This is a genomic window from Nocardia sp. NPDC003269 (assembly GCF_042888005.1).
GTDB lineage: Bacteria > Actinomycetota > Actinomycetes > Mycobacteriales > Mycobacteriaceae > Nocardia.
The window spans coordinates 1,855,955-1,879,984 of the sequence record NZ_JBIAPA010000002.1; the positions used below are offsets into that span (position 1 = coordinate 1,855,955).

General features: G+C 70.3%; 22 protein-coding genes. 7 read left to right on the plus strand and 15 right to left on the minus strand.

Features of this window, described 5'->3' with window-relative positions; translation table 11 throughout:
• Positions 1 to 152 precede the first annotated feature (152 nt).
• The gene (locus tag ACFYWJ_RS18950; RefSeq protein WP_355284547.1) at positions 153 to 608 is read right to left on the minus strand and encodes a hypothetical protein; all 456 of its coding nucleotides are present in this window, start codon (positions 606 to 608) and stop codon (positions 153 to 155) included.
• Between the two features lie 127 nt (positions 609 to 735).
• Between ACFYWJ_RS18950 and ACFYWJ_RS18955 the strand changes: the two genes are divergently transcribed.
• The 3 genes from ACFYWJ_RS18955 (at position 736) to ACFYWJ_RS18965 (ending at position 4,556) form a co-directional block, all read left to right on the plus strand.
• On the plus strand, positions 736 to 1,593 hold the full coding sequence (locus ACFYWJ_RS18955) for an NAD-dependent protein deacetylase (RefSeq protein WP_355284544.1): 858 nt from the start codon (positions 736 to 738) through the stop codon (positions 1,591 to 1,593).
• A complete protein-coding gene (locus ACFYWJ_RS18960; RefSeq protein ID WP_355284541.1) occupies positions 1,593 to 1,970 on the plus strand; it encodes a DUF5655 domain-containing protein in 378 nt (125 codons plus the stop codon). The genes ACFYWJ_RS18955 and ACFYWJ_RS18960 overlap by 1 nt, the downstream gene beginning before the upstream one ends.
• A 177-nt stretch (positions 1,971 to 2,147) precedes the next feature.
• Positions 2,148 to 4,556 carry an MFS transporter gene (locus ACFYWJ_RS18965; RefSeq protein ID WP_355284538.1) on the plus strand — a complete coding sequence of 803 codons (2,409 nt, stop codon included), beginning with the start codon at positions 2,148 to 2,150 and terminating at the stop codon, positions 4,554 to 4,556.
• Between the two features lie 39 nt (positions 4,557 to 4,595).
• Here ACFYWJ_RS18965 and dmpG read toward each other — a convergent pair whose 3' ends face one another.
• From dmpG to ACFYWJ_RS18990, 5 genes are read right to left on the minus strand one after another with little or no spacing between them, the layout of a single operon-like run.
• The gene (dmpG, locus tag ACFYWJ_RS18970; RefSeq protein WP_355284535.1) at positions 4,596 to 5,624 is read right to left on the minus strand and encodes a 4-hydroxy-2-oxovalerate aldolase; all 1,029 of its coding nucleotides are present in this window, start codon (positions 5,622 to 5,624) and stop codon (positions 4,596 to 4,598) included.
• A gap of 12 nt (positions 5,625 to 5,636) precedes the next feature.
• Positions 5,637 to 6,545, minus strand: a complete 909-nt coding sequence (locus ACFYWJ_RS18975; protein ID WP_355284532.1) for an acetaldehyde dehydrogenase (acetylating) — start codon at positions 6,543 to 6,545, stop codon at positions 5,637 to 5,639.
• A gap of 15 nt (positions 6,546 to 6,560) precedes the next feature.
• Positions 6,561 to 7,346 carry a 2-keto-4-pentenoate hydratase gene (locus ACFYWJ_RS18980; protein WP_355284529.1) on the minus strand — a complete coding sequence of 262 codons (786 nt, stop codon included), beginning with the start codon at positions 7,344 to 7,346 and terminating at the stop codon, positions 6,561 to 6,563.
• Entirely contained in the window at positions 7,340 to 8,842 is a 1,503-nt protein-coding gene (locus ACFYWJ_RS18985) for an MDR family MFS transporter (RefSeq protein ID WP_355284526.1), read from the minus strand. Before ACFYWJ_RS18985 ends, ACFYWJ_RS18980 begins: the two co-directional genes overlap by 7 nt.
• Positions 8,843 to 8,856: 14 nt before the next feature.
• The gene (locus ACFYWJ_RS18990) at positions 8,857 to 9,912 is read right to left on the minus strand and encodes a ferredoxin--NADP reductase (protein ID WP_355284524.1); all 1,056 of its coding nucleotides are present in this window, start codon (positions 9,910 to 9,912) and stop codon (positions 8,857 to 8,859) included.
• A 192-nt stretch (positions 9,913 to 10,104) separates the two neighbouring features.
• Here ACFYWJ_RS18990 and ACFYWJ_RS18995 point away from each other — a divergent pair, with 192 nt between their 5' ends.
• Both ACFYWJ_RS18995 and ACFYWJ_RS19000 read left to right on the plus strand, forming a co-directional pair.
• On the plus strand, positions 10,105 to 10,902 hold the full coding sequence (locus tag ACFYWJ_RS18995; protein ID WP_355284521.1) for a mycofactocin-coupled SDR family oxidoreductase: 798 nt from the start codon (positions 10,105 to 10,107) through the stop codon (positions 10,900 to 10,902).
• Position 10,903: 1 nt separating this feature from the next.
• On the plus strand, positions 10,904 to 11,731 hold the full coding sequence (locus ACFYWJ_RS19000) for a mycofactocin-coupled SDR family oxidoreductase (RefSeq protein ID WP_355284518.1): 828 nt from the start codon (positions 10,904 to 10,906) through the stop codon (positions 11,729 to 11,731).
• 77 nt (positions 11,732 to 11,808) lie between these two features.
• Here the strand turns inward: ACFYWJ_RS19000 and helR are convergent, their stop codons facing one another.
• The 7 genes from helR to ACFYWJ_RS19035 all read right to left on the minus strand — a co-directional run bounded on the left by helR (position 11,809) and on the right by ACFYWJ_RS19035 (position 19,829).
• Positions 11,809 to 13,986: an RNA polymerase recycling motor ATPase HelR gene (helR, locus tag ACFYWJ_RS19005; RefSeq protein ID WP_355284515.1), complete on the minus strand. Its 2,178-nt coding sequence runs from the start codon at positions 13,984 to 13,986 to the stop codon at positions 11,809 to 11,811.
• Between the two features lie 197 nt (positions 13,987 to 14,183).
• Positions 14,184 to 15,059 (minus strand): alpha/beta fold hydrolase, encoded by an 876-nt coding sequence (locus ACFYWJ_RS19010; protein ID WP_355284513.1) that lies wholly within the window; start codon positions 15,057 to 15,059, stop codon positions 14,184 to 14,186.
• Positions 15,056 to 15,847, minus strand: coding sequence for an SDR family oxidoreductase (locus ACFYWJ_RS19015; RefSeq protein ID WP_355284511.1), 792 nt, complete (start codon positions 15,845 to 15,847; stop codon positions 15,056 to 15,058). The genes ACFYWJ_RS19010 and ACFYWJ_RS19015 overlap by 4 nt, the downstream gene beginning before the upstream one ends.
• A gap of 27 nt (positions 15,848 to 15,874) precedes the next feature.
• Positions 15,875 to 16,132 (minus strand): hypothetical protein, encoded by a 258-nt coding sequence (locus tag ACFYWJ_RS19020; protein ID WP_355284508.1) that lies wholly within the window; start codon positions 16,130 to 16,132, stop codon positions 15,875 to 15,877.
• A 10-nt stretch (positions 16,133 to 16,142) separates the two neighbouring features.
• Complete coding sequence (locus ACFYWJ_RS19025; protein WP_355284506.1) at positions 16,143 to 17,804, minus strand: FAD-binding protein; 1,662 nt, start codon at positions 17,802 to 17,804, stop codon at positions 16,143 to 16,145.
• An 11-nt stretch (positions 17,805 to 17,815) separates the two neighbouring features.
• Positions 17,816 to 18,187, minus strand: coding sequence for a nuclear transport factor 2 family protein (locus tag ACFYWJ_RS19030; protein ID WP_355284503.1), 372 nt, complete (start codon positions 18,185 to 18,187; stop codon positions 17,816 to 17,818).
• A gap of 106 nt (positions 18,188 to 18,293) precedes the next feature.
• Positions 18,294 to 19,829 carry an FAD-binding protein gene (locus ACFYWJ_RS19035; RefSeq protein WP_355284501.1) on the minus strand — a complete coding sequence of 512 codons (1,536 nt, stop codon included), beginning with the start codon at positions 19,827 to 19,829 and terminating at the stop codon, positions 18,294 to 18,296.
• Positions 19,830 to 20,025: 196 nt separating this feature from the next.
• Between ACFYWJ_RS19035 and ACFYWJ_RS19040 the strand changes: the two genes are divergently transcribed.
• A complete protein-coding gene (locus ACFYWJ_RS19040) occupies positions 20,026 to 21,657 on the plus strand; it encodes an NAD(P)/FAD-dependent oxidoreductase (RefSeq protein ID WP_355284498.1) in 1,632 nt (543 codons plus the stop codon).
• A 49-nt stretch (positions 21,658 to 21,706) separates the two neighbouring features.
• Here ACFYWJ_RS19040 and ACFYWJ_RS19045 read toward each other — a convergent pair whose 3' ends face one another.
• On the minus strand, positions 21,707 to 22,213 hold the full coding sequence (locus tag ACFYWJ_RS19045) for a flavin reductase family protein (protein ID WP_355280193.1): 507 nt from the start codon (positions 22,211 to 22,213) through the stop codon (positions 21,707 to 21,709).
• Between the two features lie 128 nt (positions 22,214 to 22,341).
• On the opposite strand from ACFYWJ_RS19045, the gene ACFYWJ_RS19050 reads away from it, so the two are divergent.
• Positions 22,342 to 23,034: a PadR family transcriptional regulator gene (locus ACFYWJ_RS19050; protein ID WP_355280195.1), complete on the plus strand. Its 693-nt coding sequence runs from the start codon at positions 22,342 to 22,344 to the stop codon at positions 23,032 to 23,034.
• Between the two features lie 33 nt (positions 23,035 to 23,067).
• Here the strand turns inward: ACFYWJ_RS19050 and ACFYWJ_RS19055 are convergent, their stop codons facing one another.
• Positions 23,068 to 24,015 carry an iron-siderophore ABC transporter substrate-binding protein gene (locus ACFYWJ_RS19055; RefSeq protein ID WP_355280196.1) on the minus strand — a complete coding sequence of 316 codons (948 nt, stop codon included), beginning with the start codon at positions 24,013 to 24,015 and terminating at the stop codon, positions 23,068 to 23,070.
• Positions 24,016 to 24,030 lie beyond the last annotated feature (15 nt).

Consider the following 24,030-nt stretch of genomic DNA (forward strand, 5'->3'; position numbering starts at 1 on the left):
CTCCGATCAGCCTCGCCGTGGCCCGGACCAGGCTGTTTCCCACGGGCGACGGCCGGCGCGCGCTCGCCGAGGTGCCGGAAGCGGGGTCGTCGCGAACGTCGGCCCGGCCGCGGCGCCGCGCCGGAACAGGCCACGGAGCCGATCGAGCGCGCTCACGCCGGAGCCAGCGTCACGATCAGCTCGTCGGCGATCGACTCCGCCTTCACCATGCCCTCGCCGAGGTACAGCGTGGCGGCGCGCGGCCTGCCGTCGGGCAGCGGCACGACCGAGACCGCGTCCACCCGCCGACCGGCGAGCGCGTCGTAGGGCGGTTCGTCGGTGACGTCGAACGCGGTGTACTTGCCAGAGGCGGCGACGTATTCGATGTTCACCGGGTCGACCAGCGGTTCGAACGGGTCCCGCCACGGCGCGGCGCCGATCCGCAACTCCGCGCCGTCGACCCCGGCGTCGAGGAGCAGGGTCGCGCCGTCGTGGAAGGTGAACTCGATCGGCCCCTCGGTGCGGTCGATGTCGTCGCCGAGGACGTAGAACATCCGGCGGACGGCGATGATCGTCCCGTCGACCGCGGCATTGAGTGCGGCGCGGCCGTATTCGTCGATGTCGGACACAGGCTTCCTCCCCGGGCGGATGAGCCATCATGTCGCCGCACCGGCGCGCCACGCAACTCCGCCTCGGCGTGTTCACCGCCGCGACCCGGCCACCGGCCGCGCGCCCCGCCGCTCGTACAGTGGATTCATGGTGGATCCCACCCCGGACGACACCGCGGCGGCGGTGGAGCGCGCGGCCGAGCTGCTGGCCGGGCGTCGCGTCGTGGTGATCTCCGGCGCCGGGCTGAGCACCGACAGCGGCATCCCCGACTACCGCGGCCCCGACTCCCCGCCGCGCACACCGATGACCTATCAGCAGTTCGTGGGTGACGCCGAGTTCCGGCAGCGCTACTGGGCCCGCAACCACCTCGGCTGGCGGCGGATGGACGCGGCCCGGCCGAACCAGGGCCACCGGGCCGTCGCCGCGCTGGAACGCGCCGGCGTGGTCTCCGGCGTCATCACCCAGAACGTGGACCTGCTGCACACCAAGGCCGGGGCGCGGCGGGTGATCGACCTGCACGGCACCTACGCCAGGGTCTGCTGCCTGCGCTGCACCGCGATGATCTCCCGCATGACGCTGGCCGACCGGCTCGAGGCAGCCAATCCCGGTTTCGCGGAGGATGTTTCGGCGACCGGCATCGAAGTGGCCCCCGACGCGGACGCGGTGGTCACCGACACCGACCGCTTCCGGATGCTCGACTGCGCGCGCTGTGGCGGCCTGCTCAAGCCCGACATCGTCTACTTCGGGGAAACCGTGCCCGCCGAGCGGGTGGCCGCGGCCTACGCCCTGATCGACGAGGCGGGGGCGGTGCTCGTCGCCGGATCGTCACTGACGGTGATGTCGGGGCTGCGCTTCGTGCGCCGGGCGGCGAAAAACGGTGTGCCGGTGGTGATCGTCAATCGGGGCGTTACCCGCGGCGACGAGCTGGCCGCCGTGCGCATCCACGCGGGCTGCTCGGAGACCTTGCGCGCCTTCGCCGAACGGCTCGCCGTGCCCGCGAGCTGATGAGCGATTCCGTCGAGGACGCGATCGCCACCTTCTTCGCGGGCAAACCGCATTCCCACGAGATCTTCACGGTGCTGCGGGAATTGATCGCGGCCAATGGTCCCGCGGAACTGTCGGTGGCTTCGCAGATCGGGTTCGGGGTCGCGCGCAAGTTCGCGTGGGTATCGCTCTACAACGTCACCGGGCGGAATCCGGAAGGCACCGTGCAAATCATGCTCGCGATCGATGCCGAAATCGCGGGCCCACCGGTGTATCGGGTGAATCAGGTCGGCCGGGCGCGGTGGAATCACCTGGTCGTCGTGCATTCCCTGGCCGAAGCGCGGGCCCGGGAACTGCGAGTTCTGATCGCCGCGGCCTATCGTTTCGGTGCGAAATGATCGGTCACTTGATCCCTCGTTGACGGCGGCGGATTCGACGTGGGTAAGCTCTGCCCACCAGTGCATGAAGAGTTCCACCCGCGGCGCAAAGTTTTCCTCGCAGCGGGGTTGTCGGCCCTCGTGTGGGCCGCATGATCGACCCCCAACTTGCCAGCCGATCAGAACCAGGGCTTTTCCATGACCGATACCGTCGTTGCCGAACCACGCCTCACGCATCGCCAGACGCTCACGATTCTGTCCGGCCTGCTACTCGGGGTGTTCCTCGCCGCGCTCGACCAGAACATCGTCAGCGTCGCGATCGTCCGGATCGCGAACAGCCTCGACGGATTCGACGAACAGGCCTGGGCGACAACGGCTTATCTGATCACCGCCACGGTCACCACACCGCTCTACGGCAAACTCGCCGACATCTACGGCCGCAAACCGTTCTATCTGCTGGCGATCGCGCTGTTCGTGCTCGGCTCGGCCGCCTGCTGCTTCGCGACCACCATGTATCAGCTGGCGGCCTGCCGCGCCTTCCAGGGGCTGGGCGCCGGCGGGCTCATGTCGCTGGCGTTCACCATCGTCGGCGATATCGTGCCCGCCCGGGAACGGGTCCGCTACCAGGGCTATTTCCTCATGGTGTTCGGCATCGCGACGGTGCTCGGCCCGGTGGTCGGCGGATTCCTGTCCGATTACGAGAGTCTCGGCGGGATCGAGGGCTGGCGCTGGGTGTTCCTGGTGAACGTGCCGGTCGGGGTCCTGGCGTTCGTCGTGGTCGCCAAGGTGCTGAACGTGCGCCACGTCCGCCGGCCCAGCCGGATCGACTGGTTCGGCGCGCTCACCCTCGTCGTCGGGGCGGTGCCGTTGCTGATCGTGGCCGAACAGGGCCGGATGTGGGGCTGGACCTCGCCGAAGTCGTTGCTGTGCTACGGAATCTGCGCGGGCGGGCTGCTGCTGTTCCTGATCGTCGAGTTCGTCATGAAGGACGCGGCGCTGATCCCGCTGCGCCTGTTCCGCAGCCGGACGTTCAGCATCGCCATCCTCGGCGGGTTCCTCGTCGGCGTCGCGATGTTCGGCGCGATCACGATGGTGCCGCAGTATCTGCAGGTGGTCCGTGGTTTCTCGCCGACCGAGGCGGGTCTGCTGATGCTGCCGCTGGTGCTGGGGATCATGGTCGGCGCGCAGCTGTCGGGGCTGATCACCAAGGCCACCGGGCGCTACAAGGTGCTGCCCGTCCTCGGTGCGCTGATCCTGGCGATCGGCTGCGCCCTGTTCGCCCGGGTCGGCTACGACGGGCCGCTGTGGCAGCCCCTGGCCTACAGCGCGATCATGGGATTCGGCCTCGGCGGCTGCATGCAGACGCTGATCATCGCCGCGCAGAACGCGGTGGCGCGCACCGAGATGGGCGTGTCGACGGCGGCGGCCACCTTCTTCCGGCAGCTCGGCGGCACGCTGGGCGTCGCGGTCTTCCTGACCGTGCTGTTCGACCGGCTGCCCGGCTCGATCCTGGCGGCCTTCGGCGGCAGCCTGCCGCCGGGCCTCGACGCCGCCGGTCTCGACGCCCTGCAACGCGACACCTCCGGGATCGCGGGGCTGCCCGACGCGCTGCGGGTGCCGATCCTCACCGGATTCACCGACGCCATGCAGGGCGTGTTCCTGCTCGCCGCCGATCTGGCGGTGGTCGCCTGCCTGGTGCTGGTGTTCATGAAAGAGATTCCGCTGCGCGAGGATCCGGTGCCCGAGGAGGGTTCCGACGGCACCCTGCTGCGGGATGTGAGCCTGCACGACGCGCACGAGATGGTCGATTCGCTGCGGCCCGCCGCGACCGGTCGGGTCATCGCGGGACTGTTGCGCCGCGACGACTCCCGTCCGGTGCCCTCGGCCACGCTCACCCTCATCGATCAGCACGGGCATCAGGTGGCGCGCGGCAACGGCGACGCCGACGGCGCCTACGTCATCGAAGCGCCCCAGCCCGGCAACTACGTCCTGATCGCCGCGGCGGCCGGTCACCAGCCCGAGGCGGTGAGCGTGTCGATGGGGGAGCGGGCCCTGCACGTCGACCTGATGCTCGTCGGCGCGGGCGAACTCACCGGCATCGTGCGCTCGGCCCGGCGCGGCGAACCACTGCTCGGCGCGACCGTGACGCTCACCGATCCCGAGGGCGACGTCGTCGGCGCCGCGATCACCGGCGAGGACGGCGCGTACGTGTGCCGTGACGTCGTCAGTGGGACCTACACGCTGGTCGCGGTCGCCGACCACATGCGCCCGTCGGCGGTCGCGCTGACCGTCCCCGAGACGGGCTCACTGCACCACGACATCGACCTGGAGCCGATGGCCATCCTGGTCGGCTCCGCCTGGGTGGACGGCGACCGCCCGGTCGCCGACGTGCAGATCACCGTCCTGGACGCCGGCGGCGACCCGGCCGCCACCACCCGCACCGACGAGAAGGGCCAGTACCTGGTCCCCGACCTGCCCGAAGGCGAGTACACCGTCGTCGCCCGCGGCTACCCCCCGGTCGCCAGCCAGGTCTCGGTGACCCGCGGCGAGATCACCCACGACGTCACCCTGGGCTACGACACCGAGGAGTCCCTGCACCAGCGCTGAGCCGGGTGCCGCGGGGGATTGCCCCGCGGCACCCGGGGGTTACGCGGTGGCTTCGCGCTGGAGTTCCAGCGCGATGTCGATGAGCTGGTCCTCCTGGCCGCCGATGAGCTTGCGCTCACCCGCGCGGACGAGCAGGTGTGCCGCGGAGACGCCGTAGCGTTCGGCTTGGCGTTCGGCGTGGCGGAGGAAGCTGGAGTAGACGCCCGCGTAGCCCATCATGAGGGCTTGGCGGTCGAGGAGGCATTCCGACGGCATGGCGGGGCGGACGACGTCTTCGGCGGCGTCGGTGACGGCGAAGAAGTCGACGCCGGTCTTGATGCCGAGTTTGTCGCAGACGCCGATGAAGGCTTCGACGGGCAGGTTGCCCGCGCCTGCGCCGAAGCGGCGGGCGGAGCCGTCGATCTGGGTGGCGCCGGCGCGGACGGCGTAGACCGAGTTGGCGACGGCGAGGCCGAGGTTCTCGTGGCCGTGGAAGCCGACCTGGGCGTCGTCACCGAGTTCGGCGACCAGCGCGGCCACGCGGTCCGAGACCTGTTCCAGGACAAGGGCACCGGCCGAGTCCACGACGTAGACGCACTGGCAGCCCGCATCGGCCATGATCCTGGCCTGCTTCGCCAGCGCCTCCGGCGGCTGGCTGTGCGACATCATCAGGAAGCCGACCGTCTCGAGGCCGAGGTCGCGGGCGAACTTGAAATGCTGCACGGAGACATCGGCCTCGGTGCAGTGCGTCGCGACACGGCAGATCGAGGCGCCGTTGTCCTGAGAGATCTTGATGTCTTCCTTCACGCCGACGCCCGGCAGCATCAGGAAGGCGATCTTGGCCTGCTTGGCCGATTCGGCGGCAGCCTTGATCAGTTCCTGCTCAGGGGTTTTCGAGAACCCGTAGTTGAACGAGGAACCGCCGAGGCCGTCGCCGTGGGTGACCTCGATGACCGGGACGCCGGCGCCGTCGAGGGCGGTGACGATGTCACGGACCTCGGTGGTGGTGAACTGGTGACGCTTGTGATGCGAGCCGTCGCGCAGGGAGGTATCGGTGACGCGGATGTCGAGATCAGCTGAGAAAACCATGATGTGAACTCCTTACACCCGAGCCGAGATGATCTGGTCGGCCAGCACGTCACCCACGCGGGTGGCGGCGGCCGTCATGATGTCGAGGTTGCCCGCGTACGGGGGCAGGAAGTCGCCCGCGCCTTCGACCTCGACGAAGATCGACACCTTCGCCAGGCCACCGGACACCAGTGACGGGTCGTCGAACTGCGGGTCGTTGAGCAGGCGGTAGCCGGGCACGTACTCCTGGATGGACTTCTCCATCCGGAAGATCGACTCGGAGATCGCGTCGCGGTCGGCGTCTTCGGGAATGGCGCAGAAAATGGTGTCGCGCATGATCATCGGCGGCTCGGCCGGGTTCAGGATGATGATCGCCTTACCCCGCTGCGCGCCACCGATGGTCTCCACCCCCTTGGAGGTGGTCTTGGTGAACTCGTCGATGTTCGCGCGAGTACCGGGTCCGGCCGAGACCGACGACACCGAGGCCACGATCTCGGCGTAGGACACCGGCACGACCCGCGAGACCGCGTTGACCATCGGAATCGTGGCCTGGCCACCGCAGGTGATCATGTTGACGTTCGCCGCGTCGCGCAGCGAGTCCAGGTTGACCGGCGGGATCACGGCCGGGCCGACCGCGGCGGGGGTGAGGTCGACGGCGCGGATGCCCGCGGCCTCGTACTTCGGCGCGTAGGCGCGGTGGACGTAGGCGGAGGTGGCTTCGAACAGCAGGTCGGGCTTCTCGTCGAGGGCCAGCAGCCAGTCCGCGCCCTCGGCGGAGGTCTCCAGACCGAGTCCGCGCGCCCGCTTGAGTCCTTCGGAGTCGGGGTCGATGCCGATCATCCAGCGCGGCTCGATCTTGTCCGAGCGCAGCAGCTTGTAGAGCAGGTCGGTGCTGATATTGCCGGATCCGACGATCGCGGCGGTGACTGTCCCGTTGGACACGTCGAGCCTCCTTGGCTAGGCGAAAGACAAACGGACCGAACCGAGTCCGGTGAAGGTGGCGAGGAAATCGTCGCCGGGGCGGGCGTCGATGGCGCGGGTGCAGGAACCGGGCAGGACCACGTCACCGGCCTTCAGCCGCACCCCGAAGGTCGCGACCTTGCGGGCCAGCCAGGCCACCGCGATCACCGGGTCACCGAGCACCGCGTCGCTGCGGCCCTCGGCGATGACCTCGCCGTTGCGGGTGAGCACGGCGTCGATGGCCTTGATATCGATATCGGCGGGTGCGACGCGTTCCTTGCCGAGGACATACCCGGCGGAGGAGGCATTGTCGGAGATGGTGTCGCACAGGCCGATCCGCCAGTCCTTGATCCGCGAGTCGATCAGTTCGATCGAGGGCGCGTAGGCGACGGTCGCGGCCAGGACATCGTCCTCGGTGCAGTCCTCGCCGGGCAGGTCGGCGCCGAGCACGAACCCGACCTCGACCTCCACGCGGGGCAGCAGGAACTTCGACGTGTCGACCGGGACGTCCTCGAAGACCTCCATGTCGGCGAGCAGGTGGCCGTAGTCGGGCTCGTCGACGCCCATCATCTCCTGCATCGCCTTCGACGACAGCCCCACCTTGTGGCCGACGATCTTCGCGCCGTCGTCCAGCCTGCGCCGGATATTGAGCAGCTGGATCTCATAGGCGTCCACCACATCGATGGCCGGATACCGGTCGGCGATGGGGGACACGGCCACCCGATCCAGCTCCGCCCGCGCCAATTCGGCGGCGAGCTCGGCGCGCACGCTGGTTGTCAGCATCCTGGCTCCCTCTTCTCCTCTGGTGATGCCCACCCATGCTCGCCGTCCACCGGCTCGGCGAACTCGGGTGTTCCCGCTGGATGGGCAGGAAATTGCGTGATCCGGCGGGGAATCAACGCGCACGCGGCGACCAGCACCAGCGTCATGGCCGCGATGGTCGCGAACACCAGATGCACGGCGGCGGACAACGTCTGCGGCGAGGGCGCGCCGACACCGGCCAGCCGCGCGTTGACGATCGCGCCGAAGACCGCGACCCCTACCGCGCTGCCCAGCGACCGCGCGAACATGGTGGCCGAGGTGACGACGCCGCGGTCGGACCACGGCGCGCTGGTCTGCGCCGCGATCAACGACGGTGTGGCCACCAGGCCCATGCCCGCGCCGACGACGAAGCACGAGAGGGCCACCTGCCACAGCGGCGAATTCTCGCCGAGCAGCAGCATCGTGGCCGTGCCGAGCGCGGCCACCGTACTGCCCAGCACCGCGCACGTGCGGAAACCGAAGCGCAGGTAGACCTTTCCGGCCTGCGCGGCGGCCAGCGGCCAGCCCAGCGTGAGGCCACCGGTGACGAGCCCGGCGACCAGCGCACTGGTGCCGAGCACACCCTGATTGAACATCGGCACATAGGTCGTGAACCCGAACAGCAGGGCGCTACCGAGCATGGCCGCGACACTGCTCGCCACCACCACCCGCCGGGTGAACACCCACAGCGGCAGAATCGGGTGCGCGGCCCGGGATTCGACCGCGACGAACAGGACGAGCGCGAGTGCGGCGAGCCCGAACACCGCGAGCCCGGTCGGCGATCCCCACGCCCAGGCGTGACCGCCTTCGAGCAGACCGAGGACCAGGGCCCCGGCGCCGAGTGTCAGCAGCACCGCGCCCGCGTAGTCGATGCTGCGGCGACGGCGCGGCGCGGACTCGTGGAAGTTGCGGACCAGCATCCAGGCGGCCAGCGCGGCCAGCGGCAGATTGATCAGGAAGATCCAGCGCCAGCCGAGATAGTCGGCGCAGATCCCGCCCAGCAGCGGGCCGGTCACCGAAGTCACCGCCCACACCCCGGCCAGATAGCCCTGCACGGTGGCCCGTTCGGCGAGGGTGTAGAGATCACTGGCGATGACCATGGTGGTCGGCTGGATGGCCCCGGCGCCGATGCCCTGCACCGCGCGGAACACGATGAGCGCCACCATGCTGGTCGCCACCCCGCACAGCAGGGAGCCGAGCGCGAACACTGCGACGCCGAACAGCATCACCGGTTTCCGACCGAAGGTGTCGGCGAGCGCGCCGTAGATCGGCACGGTGACCGCTTGGGCGAGCAGGTAGCTGGTGAACAGCCAGGGGAACAGCGCGAAGTCACCGAGACTGTCGGTGATCGAGAGCACGGCGGTCGCCAGGATCGTCGAATCGAGCGCGACGAGGCCGGTGGCCAGCATGAGGGAGGCGAGCACGGGGCCGCGCTCCGAGCCGAACCCGACCTCGGAGCGCGCGGTATCGGTTGCCACAGAGCACCTCTCGGTCAGAAGCGGATGCGCACCGAATCGGTGGTCGGCCTGGCCTGGCAGGCCAGGGTGTAGCCGGCGTCGATGTCCTCCTGATCGAGGATCGAGCTGGGGCCCATGGACACCGCGCCGTCAACGACGGTGCAGGCGCACGACCCGCATTCGCCCTCGCGGCACGAGTAGGGCACGTCGAGACCGTCGGCCAGCATGACGTCGACCAGGGTGCGCGACCGGGGCCAGCTCAGCGCGTGCACGGTGCCGTCGAGCTCCACCTCGACCTGCGCGGCGTCGGCCGCGTCGGCGTCGGCGATCGGCTCGGGGTCGGCGAACGGATCACCGGACAGCGAGACGAACACCTCGGTGGTGATCCGCTCCCGCGGCCAGCCCGCGCCCGACAGCGCCTCGGTCACCGCCGCCATGAACGGGCCGGGCCCGCACACGAAGGACTCGTAGGACGCGTACGGCGCCGCGAACTCCGCCAGCTGGGCGGCCGTGGGCAGACCCTGCACCGATTCCAGCCAGTGCACCACGTGCACCCGGCCCGGATGCCGCGCCACCAGCTCGCGCAGTTCCTCGGCGAAGATCACCGACTCCTGCCCGCGATTGGCGTAGAACAGCACCACCCGGCCGGTGCCGCGCGCCAGCGCCGAGCGCAGGATCGACATCACCGGCGTGATGCCGCTGCCCGCCGCCCACAGCAGCAGATCGGTGTCGAGCGAGGCCGGGGTGAAGGCGCCCTGCGGCGGTAACACGTCGAGGGTGTCGCCGACGGAGACGTTGTCGCACAACCAGTTCGAGCCGTAGCCGTCGGCGGTGCGCTTGACCGTGACCCGCGGCGCTTCGCCGGTGAACGGTGAGCTCGCCAGGGAGTAGCAGCGGGCGACCGGCTCGGGCCGTTCGCTCGGGATCCGCAGGGTCAGGAACTGACCCGGCCGGTAGGCGAACCGGTCGGCGGCGTCGTCGGGAACCTCGAACACGAGCGAGCGCGCGTCCGCGGTTTCCTCGATCACCGCCGCCACGCGCAGCGTCACCACCCGCGAGCCACGCGGAACGTCGACAGTCGCCCTCGTCACTGGTGTCCTCCTCGATCACAGAGCCGGTCTTGCGTGGCCACCGTCGCAGCTCAGGCGTACCGCGCGGGCCGCCGATCCCGGTGGCCGGGAGATCACCGCGCACTGTCCACTGACCGGGAAGAACCGGGCCGGTGGTCGCGGCGGCGAACCTAGCGTCGGGCTCGTGGACACTCGATCTCCCGGGGGCGCCCGATGAACCGCATGCAGAACACCGTCGCGCTGGTGACCGGCGCGGCCGGGGGAATGGGCCGCGCCCATTGCCGTCGGCTGGCCGAGGAGGGCGCCGACATCATCGCCGTCGACATCGAGGCCGCCGCGGCGGGCTTGGCGCAGACGGCCGCCGAGGTGGAAGCCCTCGGCCGGGTGTGCGTCACCGCCGCGGCCGACGTCCGCGATCAGGCCTCGCTGGACGTGGCGGTCGCCGACGGCGTCGCCGCGCTGGGCCGCCTGGACGTGATCGTCGCCAACGCCGGCATCTACAGCGACCTCGCCCTGTCCTGGGAGCTGACGGACGAGGCCTGGCAGCGCACCATCGACATCAATCTCACCGGCATGTGGCACACCGTGCGCGCCGGTGTCCCGGCGCTGAGCGACGGCGGCTCGATCGTCGTCGTCAGCTCCACCAACGGCATCACCGGCGCGGCCACCGCCTCGCACTACTCGGCGAGCAAGCACGCCGTGGTCGGCCTGGCCCGCACCCTGGCCAACGAACTCGGCCCGCGCGGCATCCGGGTCAACACCGTGCACCCCGGCTCGGTGGCGACGCCGATGATCCTCAACGACGCCGTGTACGCCAAGCTGCGCCCCGACCTGGCCAACCCCACCCAGGCCGACGCCGCCGAGGCCCTGGCCCAGCGCACGGTGCTGCCCGTGCCGTGGGTCGACCCGGTCGACATCAGCAATGCCGTGCTCTTCCTCGCATCCGACGAGTCCCGTTACGTGACGGGAACCCAGCTCGTGGTGGATGCCGGACTGACTCAGAAGGTGTGACATGGGACGGGTTTCCGGCAAGATCGCGCTGATCACCGGCGCCGCGCGCGGCATCGGTCGCGCCCAGGCCATCCGGCTGGCCGAGGAGGGCGCCGACATCGTCGCCGTCGACATCTGCGGACCGGTCGAGACCGTGGTGTCGCCGGGCGCGACGCCCGACGACCTCGCCGAGACCGTGCGCGCGGTCGAGGCGACAGGCGCCCGGATCGTCGCGGCCACCGTCGACGTCCGCGACGGCGCCGCGCTGCGGACGGCGGTCGACGCCGCCGTCGCCGAGCTGGGCGGCCTCGACATCGTCTGCGCCACCGCCGGGATCAGCTCCAGCGCGGGTGCGCTGGAGCTGACCGAACAGCAGTGGCAGACGATGATCGACATCAACCTGACCGGCGTCTGGCAGACCTGCAAGGCCGCCACCCCGCACCTGCTCACCCGCGGCGGCGGCGCAATGATCCTGACCAGTTCGATCGCGGGCCTGCGCGGGCTGGTCGGCGTCGCGCACTACACCGCCGCCAAGCACGGTGTGGTGGGCCTGATGCGCTCGCTCGCCAAAGAGCTGGCGCCGCACCATGTCCGGGTCAACTCGGTGCACCCCACCAATGTCGACACCCCGATGATCCAGAACGACATGGTGCGCAAGGTGTTCCGTCCCGACCGCGAGCATCCGACGCGCGAGGAGTTCGCCGAGGCGGCGGTGACGATGAACATGCTGCCGATCCCGTGGGTCGATCCCGTCGACATCGCCAACGCGTCGCTGTTCCTGGCCTCCGACGAGGCCCGCTACATCACCGCGGTGACGCTGCCCGTCGACGCGGGCTCGACCCAGCGCTGAACGGCGCGGTGGTGCGGTCCTCGACACGGGGCCGCACCACCGCGACAGCGACTGTCGCCCCGGCTCTTCCGCGGATCTCAGCGAGTCGGCACGAGCCCGGCGAGCCCCGTCATGGACCGGGGGAGTTCGCCGTGGTGCAGGACGCCGAGGCGCTGGGTGGCCCGGGTGAGGGCGACATAGAGTTCGGCCGCGCCCCGGGGTCCGTCGGCGAGGATCCGCGCCGGCTCGACGACCAGCACCGCGTCGTACTCCAGGCCCTTGGTCTCCGACGCGGTGACCGTGCCGGGCACCCCGGGCGGACCGATCACCACACTCGTGCCCGCCCTGGTGGACTCCGCGCGCACGAATTCCTCGATGGCCGTGCCGAGTTCGTCCGCGTCCACCCGGCGCGACCACGGCGCGACGCCGCACGCGCGCACCGATTCCGGCGGCCGCACCTCCGGCGCGAACTCGGCGAGCACCGCCGCGGCGACGGCCATGATCTCGGCGGGCGTGCGGTAGTTGACGGTCAGCGCGCGATAGGCCCAGCGGCCCGGGACGTACGGCTCCAGCATCGAGGCCCACGAACTCGCCCCGGCCGCCGAGCGGCGCTGCGCGAGATCGCCGACGATCGTGAAGGACTTGCCCGGGCAGCGGCGCATCAGCACCCGCCAGTCCATCTCCGACAGTTCCTGCGCCTCGTCGACGACGACGTGCCGGTAGGTCCACTCGCGGTCCGCCGCGGCGCGTTCGGCGAGCTCCCTGGTGTCGCGTTCGAGGAAGCGCTCGGCCAGGTCCTCGCCGAAGAGCATGTCCTGGGCGAACAGGTGGTCCTCGTCGTCCATGTGGTCTTCGCGGTTCACCATGTTCTCGAGCACCCGTGCGGCATAGGCCGCCTCGGCCTTCGCCGCCCGCTCGGCGGTGTCGTCGACGGGCTGGTGCCTGCCGAGCAGGTCGACGAGTTCGTCGAGCAGCGGCACGTCCGACACGGTCCAGGCGGCGCCGTCGGCGCGATAGAGCGCGGCATCCGCGCCCGCCGCCCGCAGCCGATCGTGCGACGAATACAGCTGGGACAGCAGCGTCTCCGGTGTCAGGATCGGCCACAGGTCGTCCAGTGCCGCGGTGAACGCGGTGTTGTCGGCGAGTTCGGCGACCAGGTCGGCGCGCAGCTGCTCCCACGCCTCGCGGTCGTCACGGGTGAGCCAGCCCTGGCCGATCCGGCCGATCGCGCGCTCGGTGAGGACATAGGTGACGATCTCGCGGAACACCGCGCGCGCCTCGTTGTGCGGCCGTCCGCTCGCGCGGGCCTCCTCGGTCGCCCACTGCGCGGTGTCGGCGTCGATGCGCACGGTGACATCGGAGAGCTCGATCGGGATCGGGTCCACCGGCAGTCGCTGCCGGTCCGCGATCGCCGCCGCGAGCACGTCGAGGATCCGGAGTGAACCCTTGAGTCGTGCCGCCTCGGGCGCGTCCTCGGCCGTGACGTGCAGCCCCGGGACGAGGTCTCCCGTGGTCGTGAACACCACATTGGTCTCGCCCAGCGACGGCAGCACATGCGCGATGTGGTGCAGGAACGCCGGATTGGGCCCGACCACGAGCACGCCCTGGCGTTCCATCCGCGCGCGCTGGGTGTAGAGCAGATAGGCGACGCGGTGCAGCGCCACCACGGTCTTGCCGGTGCCCGGCCCGCCCTCGATCACCAGGACACCGGGATGGTCGAGCCGGATGATCTCGTCCTGCTCGGCCTGGATCGTCGCGACGATGTCGCGCATGCCCGCCCCGCGGGGCGCGTCGACGGCCGCCAGCAGTGCCGCGTCACCCCGCGCGTCGCCGTCGGGCCTGCCGAGCACCTCGTCGGTGAAGTCGGTCACCCGGCGGCCGCGGGTGTGGAACTGGCGACGTCTGCGCATGTCCTCCGGTGTGGCGGCGGTCGCGACATAGAACGCGCGCGCGGCGGGCGCGCGCCAGTCGAGCAGCAGCGGCTCGAACTCGTTCGCCTCGTCGAACAGGCCGATGCGGCCGATGTAGGACACCGCGCCGGAGAGCGCGTCGAGCCGGCCGAAGCACAGCCCGTTGTCGGCCACGTCCAGGCGCGCGGCCTCCTTGGCCAGCGCGCGTGCCTCGGCATCCCGGTCCATCGCCGAGACGCCCTTGCCGCGCAGCGTCGCGCTGTAGCGGCCCTTCACCCGGGCCCGCTCGGCGTCGAGCCGCGCGTAGAGCCCGTCCACGTACTGCTGCTCGGACCGCAGTTCGTCCTGATACTCCTGAGCTGACACCTGCCCTCACTTTCCCGGTTCACCGATCCCGGCGGAGCGCGTCGATCACACTCGTTTCCGCAGCTTCTGGCTTCGGCGGACGATTATGCGGCAGCACCGGGGCCTTGCGGCAAGACCCCCTGTGCGCTATATGTTGGATACGGAAGGGGAGTGAGGACTCCTCCCGTCCAGCGCACAGGGGGTTTCAGGACCGGCGCTCACGCCGTCCCGTCGGCATCCTTCCGGGTCAGGAAAGCCAGGACCGCCGACTCGAATTCGTCCTTGCGCTCGATCATCGCCCAGTGCCCGCAGTTCGGGAACACGTGCAGTTCGGCGCGCGGGATCGTGCGCATCGGGATCAGCGCCATATCCAGCGGGCTCACCCGGTCGTCGCGACCCCAGGTGATCAGCGTCGGTGCAGCCACCTTGTGCAGCATCGCCCACGGCGGGGGCGCGTCCGAGGCCTCCATCGCCCGCACCATCATCGCGAACGCGGCCTTGCTGTACATCCGGCGCGCGCTGTCGAGCGTCGCCGGATCGGTGGCCTGGGTCCAGCGCTCCTCGATGAGTTCGTCGGTGACCATGGCCGGGTCGTAGACCATCGAGTGCAGCCACTGGACCAGCCGCTCGCGGGTGGGCTCCTCGGTGAACTCCTGCAGCAGCTTGATGCCCTCGCCGGGGCCCGGGCTGAACAGGTTGCGCCCGATGCCGCCGATCGTCACCAGCTTGCCCACCCGCTCCGGGTGCGCGATCGCGTAGTTGAGCGCGACGCCGCCGCCCATCGAATTGCCGATGATGTCGACGCTGTCCAGGCCAAGCGCGTCGACGAAGCGGACCACCGCGTCGAGCGCGGTGACCATCGGGTGCCCGCCGAAGTCGTCGCTCACCCCGAAGCCGGGGAATTCCAGGACCAGGCAGCGGAATCGGTCGGCGAACGTCGCGAGATTGCCGCGGAAGTTACGCCACCCGGTGACGCCCGGGCCCGATCCGTGCAGGAGCAGCAGCGGCGGACCGTCGCCCGCCTCGTGGTAGCGCAGCACGCCCGCGTCGGTGCGGATCTCGCGCAGCGTGCCCTCGTAGCTCAGGTCGGTCATGCGTGCGTGCCCCCGTCGATGCGGATCTCGGTGCCGGTGATGAACGCGCCGTCCTCGGAGACCAGCATCGCGATGACGCCCGCGACCGCCGTCGGGTCACCCATGCCCGCGCCGCCGGACTCGAGGTCGGTCGGCAGGGCGGGGGACAGCTTCGAGAACAGGGCCCAGTCGGCGTCGGCGGGGACGTAACCGGGGGTGGCGTCGGTGATGCCGGACTTGATGCTGCCCGGCGCGACGCACACCGCGCGCAGGCCCTTGCCGCCGTACTCGAGGGCGATGGCGTGGGTGAAGGACTGGATGCCGCCCTTGCTCGCCGCGTAGGCCGCCATGTAGGGGTGCGCGAACGCGGCCGAGGTGGAGCTGAAGTTCACCACGGTCGCGCGCGGGTTGGCCAGCAGCGCGGGCAGCGCCTCGCGGACCACCAGGAAGGTGCCGGTCAGGTTGACCCGCAGGATCAGGTCCCACAGCTCCAGCGAGGTCTGCTCGGTGTGCGAGGCGCGCAGGATGCCCGCCGCGTTCACCAGCGAATCGAGGCCGCCGAGGGTCTCGGTCGAGGACCGGACGCCGTCGATCACCGACTGCTCGTCACCGATGTCGATGGTCAGGGTGGTGAGCCGGTCGGCGGTGCCGCGTTCGGTGGCCTGGGCCTTGGTGGCCGCCAGCCCGTCCGCCGAGACGTCGGCGGCGACCACCCGGGCGCCTTCGTCGAGCAGCCGGAGCACGGTGGCCTGCCCGATACCGGACGCGGCGCCGGTGACCAGTGTTCGGTGGCCGTCGAGTCTGTTCATGAGTCGTCTTCTCCTAGGTGTGTGGGGTCAGCCGAGCCGGCCGGGAACCGGCTCGTGCCGCAACTGATCGGTCGCCAATTCGCCCTTGCGGACCGCGTTCTCGATCGAATCGCGCAGCGCCGCGCAGGTGGGGATCCAGCTGCTCGGCTCGCCGAGGGCCGCGCGCCGGGCGAACTCCGGGCACGCGGACTCTGCGTCGTCGAGCCATTGGACGCTGGTGTGGCTGGGACTGAACTTCTCGGCCAGCACCTTGTTTCCGCAGGTCGCGCATTCGACGGGATGCATTGTGCCCGCCTCAGCGCTCACCGGCGGCGTGCCGCGCGCCGACGTAGCCGAACACCATCGCGGGGCCGATGGTCGCGCCCGCGCCGGCGTAGTCGTTGCCCATCACGGCGGCCGAGGTGTTACCCGCGGCGTAGAGGCCGGGGATGGCCGAGCCGTCGGCGCGCAGCACCTGGGCGTCGGCGTTGTAGACCAGACCGCCCTTGGTGCCGAGGTCGCCGATGCGCACGCGCAGCGCGTAGTACGGGCCCTTGTCCAGGACGTCGAGCGCGGGCACCGACAGCGTCGGGTCGCCGTAGTAGTTGTCGTAGGCGCTGACACCGCGACCGAAGTCGGCGTCGTGCCCGTCGCGGGCGAATCCGTTGAACCGGTCGAGGGTCTGCCGCAGCGTGGCGGCCGGAACACCGATCTCGGTGGCCAGGCCCTCGATGTCGGGGGCGCTGCGCACCAGCCCGCTCGAGGTCCACGAGCTGGGGAACTTCTGCCCAGGCACGATGCCGCCGATGGGGTAGCGGCTCTTGGCCTTCGTGTCGAAGATCAGCCACGCGGGATCGTGGCTGCCCTTGAGCTGGGCGTGCACGAAGGTGACATACGGCGACGCCTCGTTGGTGAAGCGCTGCCCCGAGCTGTCGACGATGATCGAGCGCGGAATCGACCGCTCCGAGACCAGCACCTGGTTGATGCCGTCGGGCCGCTGGAACGACGGCATCCACCACGCGTCGTCCATCAGATCGACAGCGGCGCCGACCTGCTCGCCCGCGACGATGCCGTCACCGGTGTTGTCGGCCGAGGCCGCGCTGAAGTTGTCGCTGCCGCCCTCGGGCAGGTAGCGCTCGCGCATGGCCTGGTTGTACTCGAAACCGCCCGTGGCCAGCAGGACACCGTCGCGCGCACGGATCCGGATCTCGCGGCCGTCGCGTTCGGCGACGACGCCGAGCACCGCCCCGGTCTCGTCGGTGATCAGCGAGCGCAGCGGCGTGTTCAGCCACAGCGGCACGCCCGCGTCGCGCAGGGCCAGCCGCAGCCGCGCGATCAGCGCCCGGCCGAGGGTGTCCATGTGCCTGCGCAGCAGGATCGCCTTGACCGCCCGCAGGCCGGTCAGCAGCGCGGTCCAGCGCGCCTTCCAGGTGCGGGTCACCATGTTGAGCTGGACGAAGTCCTTGGAGGTGATGAACAGTCCGGGCGGGGTCGCCAGGGCGGCCGGGCGCAGCAGATCCTCGTCCTCGCCGAGCTGCTTGAGGTCCACCGGCAGCGGCTCGATGGAGCGGCCTGCTGGCCGTCCGCCCGGCGCCTCGGGGTGGTAGTCGGAGTAGCCGGTGCACCATTGGAACCGCAGGTGCGGGCTGGTCTCGAGGAAGGCGAGCATGCGCGGGCCCTCGTCGATGAAGGCGTCCAGGTTCGCGGTGGGAACCCGGTCGCCGACGACGGCGTCGAGGTAGGCCCGCACGTCCGCGCGGGAGTCGCCGAGGCCCTCGCGCAGCAGCGTCGGGTTGTTCGGCACCCAGATGCCGCCGCCGGAGAGCGCGGTGCTGCCGCCGTACACCGAGGCTTTCTCGATGACGAGGGTGTCCAGCCCGCGATCGGCGGCGGCGAGCGCGCCGGTCAGCCCGCCCGCGCCGCTGCCGACGACGAGGAAGCCGACTTCGTGATCCCAGTGTTGTTCGGTCGCAGTCACTCTCGCCCCGCTCAGCCGACGACCATGTCGTCCTGGGACCAGAACGCGCGCATGCTGGTGATGCGGGCGTCCTCGTCGAAGGTCATGACATCGATCGGATCGAGGGTGAACTTCTGGTCGTTGAACTCGGTGACCACCCGGAAGCTGAACGCGGCGCTGTTGCCCGCGACGCGCACGGTGAACAGTTCCGCCGACCGCTTCAGCGGCTCGATGGCCTCGTAGAACGTGGTGATCGCGGCGTGGCCGACATGCGGTTCGGTGCCGACCGGGTCCTCCACCGTCGCGTCTTCGCGGTAGAGGGCGACGATGTCGGCAGCCGTCCCGCTGCCGACGGCCTCCACATATTTGCGCACCGTCGCGCGAATGTCGTCCGCTGAAGCCATCGTGTTGCTCCTGAAATGTCGAGAAGAGGGGATATGTGAACCGAACCACACTCGGTGGTCGAGGGGGACGGGTCCCTCCCGGCCAGCGGGAGGGACCCGGGTGGGCTCATTCGCCCAGCATGTGCCGCACGGCGAGGTGGCTGAACAGCATGGACGCGCCGATCGGGTTGCCGCCGCCGGGGTAGACCTCGCCGCTGACCGCGGCCATGGTGTTGCCCGCCGCGTACAGGCCCTGGATCGGCGCGCCGTCGCGGCCGAGCACCCTGGCCGCGCTGTCGGTGCGCAGACCGCCCTTGGTGCCCAGGTCGGAGATGCCGAACGCGGCCGCGTGGAACGGGCCCTTCTCGATGGTCACCAGCGGCGGTTCGCCGGCCGAGAAGGCGCGATCGTAGGCCTCGTCGCCGCGCCCGAAGTCCGGGTCGACCCCGGTGGCGACCATGCCGTTGAACCGCTCCACGGTGGCCTCGAGCGCCGCTGCGGGCACGCCGATCTTCGCGGCCAGCTCGGCGAGGGTGTCGGCGGTGTGCCACAGGCCCGCGTCGACGTACTGCTGGGTCTCGACCATGGACACGTTGGTGGCCTTGATCGGCGGCACCTCGCCTTCGGAGTCGTCGTAGATCATCCAGAACGGCAGCGTCAGGCCGCGCTCGGTCATCTGCCGGATCACGTCGCGGCCGAGCCGGTCGTAGGGCGCTGACTCGTTGACGAACCGGTTGCCCTCCTGGTCGACGAAGATGCCGCCGGTGAACCACAGCGCGAACGCCGAGCGCCCGTCCGGGTGGGTCAGGCCCGGCGACCACCACGCCTGATCCATCAGATCGGTGTCGGCGCCCGCCGCGATGCCCGCCTGGTGCGCCAGCCCCTGATTGCCCGAGGGACCCATGGTGTCGCGGGCCTCGCCCGGCACGCCGTACTGCGCGCGCAGTTCCGCGTTCTGCTCGAAGCCGCCCGCCGCGAGCACCACGCCGCGCCGGGCCCGGATCGCGAACCGGCCACCCTCGCGCTCGACGATCGCGCCGGTCACCACGCCGTCCTCGACCACGAGTTCCACCAGCGGCGACTCGAGGTAGAGCTTGGCGTGCGGGTAGGTCGACAGCGCGCGCAGCATGCGCCCGATCAGCGCTTGGCCGCCGATCAGCAGCTCCGGCAGGGGAGCGCCGAGCCGGTCGGTGTCGAGCGGTCCGCGCAGCGACTCGCGCAGCTCGCCCAGTTCGGCGGCGGGCAGCGGGCTCGGCATGATGTGGCGCTGCCCGTCGAGCCGGGCCTTGGGCGCCTTACCGAAGTAGTCCGGCCAGGGCAGCATCTGGAACTCGAAATGGTTGTCGGCTTCGAGGTATGCGATGAGGTCGCGACCCCGCCGGACGTAGGTCTGCTGCAACTCGTCGGGCGTGCGGTCGCCGACGACGGCCCGGTAGTAGGTGAGCGCGTCGTCGAGGGTGTCGTCGGTGCCCGCCCGTTCCAGCACCGGGTTGCACGGGAACCAGACGCCACCGCCGCCCGAGTACGCGGTCGTGCCGCCGAACTTGTCGGTCGCCTCGACCACCGCGACGCTGAGCCCCTCGCGGGCGGCGGTGTAGGCGCCGGCCAGGCCACCGCCCGAGCCCGCGACCAGCACGTCCACCTCGTCGTTCCAGTCCACCACTGTTTCCTCCTGGTACCGCTTCGTAGTGCCGATGACGGTAGGTGCGGTGACGCCGGTCACGGTGCGGGCCGTCCCGATCACCGGGAGGCGATCGATGCGCGAACGTGCCGGTCAGCGGGAAGGACATCTGCTCACGCGGCCCGCGCGTCCTTAGCGTCGCTGGCAGAGAACCGGTCTCCATCGAAAGGTAGGCACTGTGAACCCCGAGACCCCATCGGCATCAGTGAAGGGCCAGGCCGACGTCGACGTGGTCGTCGTCGGTGCCGGCATCGCCGGCCTGTACGCGCTGCACCGCTTCCGCGGCAGCGGCCTGACCGTGCGGGTGTTCGAAGCAGGCGAGGGCGTCGGCGGCGTCTGGTACTGGAACCGCTACCCGGGCGCGCGGTGCGACGTGGAGAGCGTGGACTACTCGTACTCGTTCGACGACGCGCTGCAGCAGGAGTGGAACTGGAGCGAGAAGTACGCCACCCAGCCCGAGATCCTGTCCTACCTCGAGCATGTCGCCGACCGCTACGACCTGCGCCGCGACATCGAATTCGGTACCCGCGTCACCGATATCGTGCTCGACGAGCAGACCCTGCGCTGGCAGGTCGACACCGACACCGGCCGCGCCGTGTCGGCCCGCTTCGTCGTGCTGGCCACCGGTCCGCTGTCCAACGCGAACACCCCGGCCATCGACGGTCTCGACACCTTCGCCGGCCGGGTGCTGCACACCTCGCACTGGCCGCACGAGGGCGTCGACCTCACCGGGCAGCGGGTCGGCGTCATCGGCACCGGTTCCTCCGGCATCCAGACCATCCCGTGCCTGGCCGAGCAGGCCGAGCAGCTGCACGTGTTCCAGCGCACCGCCAATTACAGTGTGCCCGCGGGCAATACGCCGCTGAGCGAGGCAGACCGGCGGGCCCAGAAGGCGAACTACCCCGAGCGCAGGCGGCTGTCGATGGCCAGCGGCGGCGGCTCCCCGCACCAGGCGCACCCGCAGTCCGCGCTCGACGTCGACGAGCGGGAACTGCGCGAGGCCTACGAGCAGCGCTGGGCGCTGGGCGGCGTGCTGTTCAGCAAGACCTTCCCCGATCAGCTGGTGACCCTGGCCGCCAACGACACCGCGCGCGAGTTCTGGGAGGAGAAGGTGCGGGCGGTGATCGACGACCCGCGGGTGGCCGACCTGCTGGTGCCGCGTGATCACCCGATCGGCACCAAGCGCATCTGCACCGACACGAACTACTACCAGACCTACAACCGCGCCAACGTGGAGCTGGTCGACCTGCGGGCGACCCCGATCGACCGCGTCGACGCCACCGGCGTGCACACCACCGGCGCGCACTACCCGCTCGACACCCTGGTGCTGGCCACCGGATTCGACGCGATGACCGGCTCGGTGTCGCGGATGAACATCGTCGGCCGCGGCGGCGAATCGCTCAACGCGGCGTGGGCGGAGGGGCCGAAGACCTATCTGGGCCTGGGCATGACGGGCTTCCCGAACCTGTTCAACCTGACCGGCCCCGGCAGCCCGTCGGTGCTGGCCAACATGGTGCTGCACTCGGAGCTGCACGTCGACTGGGTGGCCGAGGCCATCGGCTTCCTCGACGGCCGGGGCGCGGTGGCGCTCGAGGCCAGGCCGGACGCGGTGGCGGACTGGGTCGGCCAATGCGCGACCAGGGCGGCGGGAACGCTGATGACCCAGGCGAATTCGTGGTACCTGGGCGCCAATATCGAGGGCAGGCCGCGGGTGTTCATGCCCTTCGTCGGCGGCTTCGGGGTCTACGGCGAGATCATCGCCGAGGTCGCGGCCGCGGGATACAAGGGCTTCGACGTCCTGGAGGCGTGAGACACGACGGCGGGGTGGGTCCGATCGGACCCACCCCGCCGTCGTCGTGTCAGGCCGCGAAGCCGCCGAAGCCGCCGCGGTAGTACAGCAGCGGCTTGGCGCCCTCGGTGGCGCGCAGATCGGCGATCCGGGCCAGCACCACAGTGTGGTCGCCCGCGTCGTGCTCGAGCTCGACGCTGACCTCGATGTGGGCCAGCGCCCCGGCCAGCGCGGGCGCGCCGTTGCCCGCGCGGTCCCACTCGACGCCGGCGAACTTGTCGGCACCGCTGACCGCGAACTGGCGGCACAGCGCGCTCTGCTCCTCGGCCAGGATGTTGATGCACAGGGCGCCCGTCGCGCGCAGCAGCGGCCAGCTGGTGGAACTCTTGGCCGGGCAGAACGACACGTACGGCGGGTCCAGCGACACCGACACCACCGACTGACAGGTGAAGCCGAGCGGCCGCGTCCCGTCGTGAGCGGCGATCACCGCGACGCCGGTCGCGAAATGACCGAGCACTCTGCGCAGGTCGGCGGGGGCAGGGATACCTGCGTCGACGACGACGTTGTCTGCATTCATAGGGGTCCTCCCGAGCGGAATTCGTTGCCCCCACGATCCGGGGTGAGCGGTGACCGGCTCAAGACGTTCTCCCGGTCAGCGGTTGTCGGCGGGCGAAAGGTGGTACTCGCGGTTGCTAACATGCAGCGATGGCGACTCCCGACCCCGATCCCGGCGTGCCCAACCTGCCGCCGACCAGCTGGGCGGTTCTCGCCATGCTCTCCTACGAGGAAGAGGTCTCCGGCTACGACCTCAAGAAGTGGGCCGACTGGAGCCTGCGCTACTTCTACTGGACGCCGTCCTACAGCCAGATCTACGCCGAGCTGAAGAAGCTCGAGCAGCACGGCTTCGCGAGTTCGCGCCTCGACCACGACAACGCCATGCGTGGCAAGCGGCTCTACCAGATCACCGACGCGGGCCGCGCCGCGGTCACGCTGTGGTGGAACAAGGCGCCGGTCGATCCGTCGGTGCTCAAACACCATGTACTGGTGCGGGTCATGTTCGGTCATCTCGGCTCGCCGGACCGGCTCAAGCAGATCCTGCGCGACCACATCGACGACGTCGACCAGCTCGAGCAGCGGGCCGCGATCGACGCCGAGGCCGCGAAATCCGAACCGGGCTGGGCGTATTCGCAGATCGTGCTGCAGTGGGCACAGCGTCACTACGCGGCCGAGCGGGAACTGGCCCAGCAGCTGATCGACGACATCGACAACGCGGCGACGATACTGTCCGGCGCCGAACACGACGATCGCGCGGACTACCCACATCCGACGCCGGGACGCTGGCGCGAGATCGAACAGCGGGTGCTGCGCGAGGAGATGCAGCACGACGCGGCGGAGTAGGCGTGGGGGCGCGCCCGGCGCCCCCACGACCGGTCACTTCGCGCTCAGCCGCGCGATGTCGTCGATGATCTTGTTGGCGCCGATCACGCCGATGCCGAGCATCCAGGTGTCGTCGGCGACCTCGTAGGCGTGGTTGCCCGCCACCGCGGGCAGCGCGCCCCAGAGCGCGGTGACCCGGCTCTTGGTCGTGCCCTTCGAGCTGCCGGTGTAGTCGGCGTGGAACACCACGTCACCGTTGATCTGCTCGTACTGCTCGGGGTCGAGCTCGGCCATCGAGTAGGTGTTCCAGGTGCGGGCCGGGTGGGTGAAACCGACCTGGGCCAGGATGAAACCGGAGAAGGTCTCGGGCCCATAGAGCCGGAAGCGGTCCTCGGTGAAGCGCACCATCGACACGGTCTTGCCCGCGGCGCCGATCTCCTTGCCGACCGCCTTGGCGCGACCGTCGAGCTGGGTGAGCAGCTGTTCCATCTCGGCCGACTTGCCGACGGCCGACGCGGTCAGCCGCGCCTGCTCGTGCCAGTTGGTCCCCGAACTGGTCGAGAACACGGTCGGGGCGATGCCGCTGAGCTGGGTGTAGAGCGCCTCGTGGCGCACCTTGGTGCCGATGATCAGATCGGGCTCCAGGGTGGCGATGGCGTCGAGGTCGGGCTCCTGGATGGTGCCGACGGTCTTCACCCCGGTGAGCTTGTCCGCCAGGTACTTCGGCGCGCCGTAGCCCATCGCCCGCTCGGTGATCGCGGCGGGCGTGATGCCCAGCGATACGAGCGCGTCCAGGTGCGGGGAATCGAGGACGACGATGCGCTGCGGCTGCGCGGGCACGGTCGTCTCACCCATCGCGTGGGCGATGACGCGGCCGTTCTCGACCTCGGCATCGGTCGAACTGCACCCGGTCAGGACCAGGCCCACGGTGGCGACCAGCGCGCCGAAGGCGGTGGTCAGCCGGTGTCTACTACTTCTCACGGTCTGCACGAGCAGCGACATTAGCCTAACCTAACC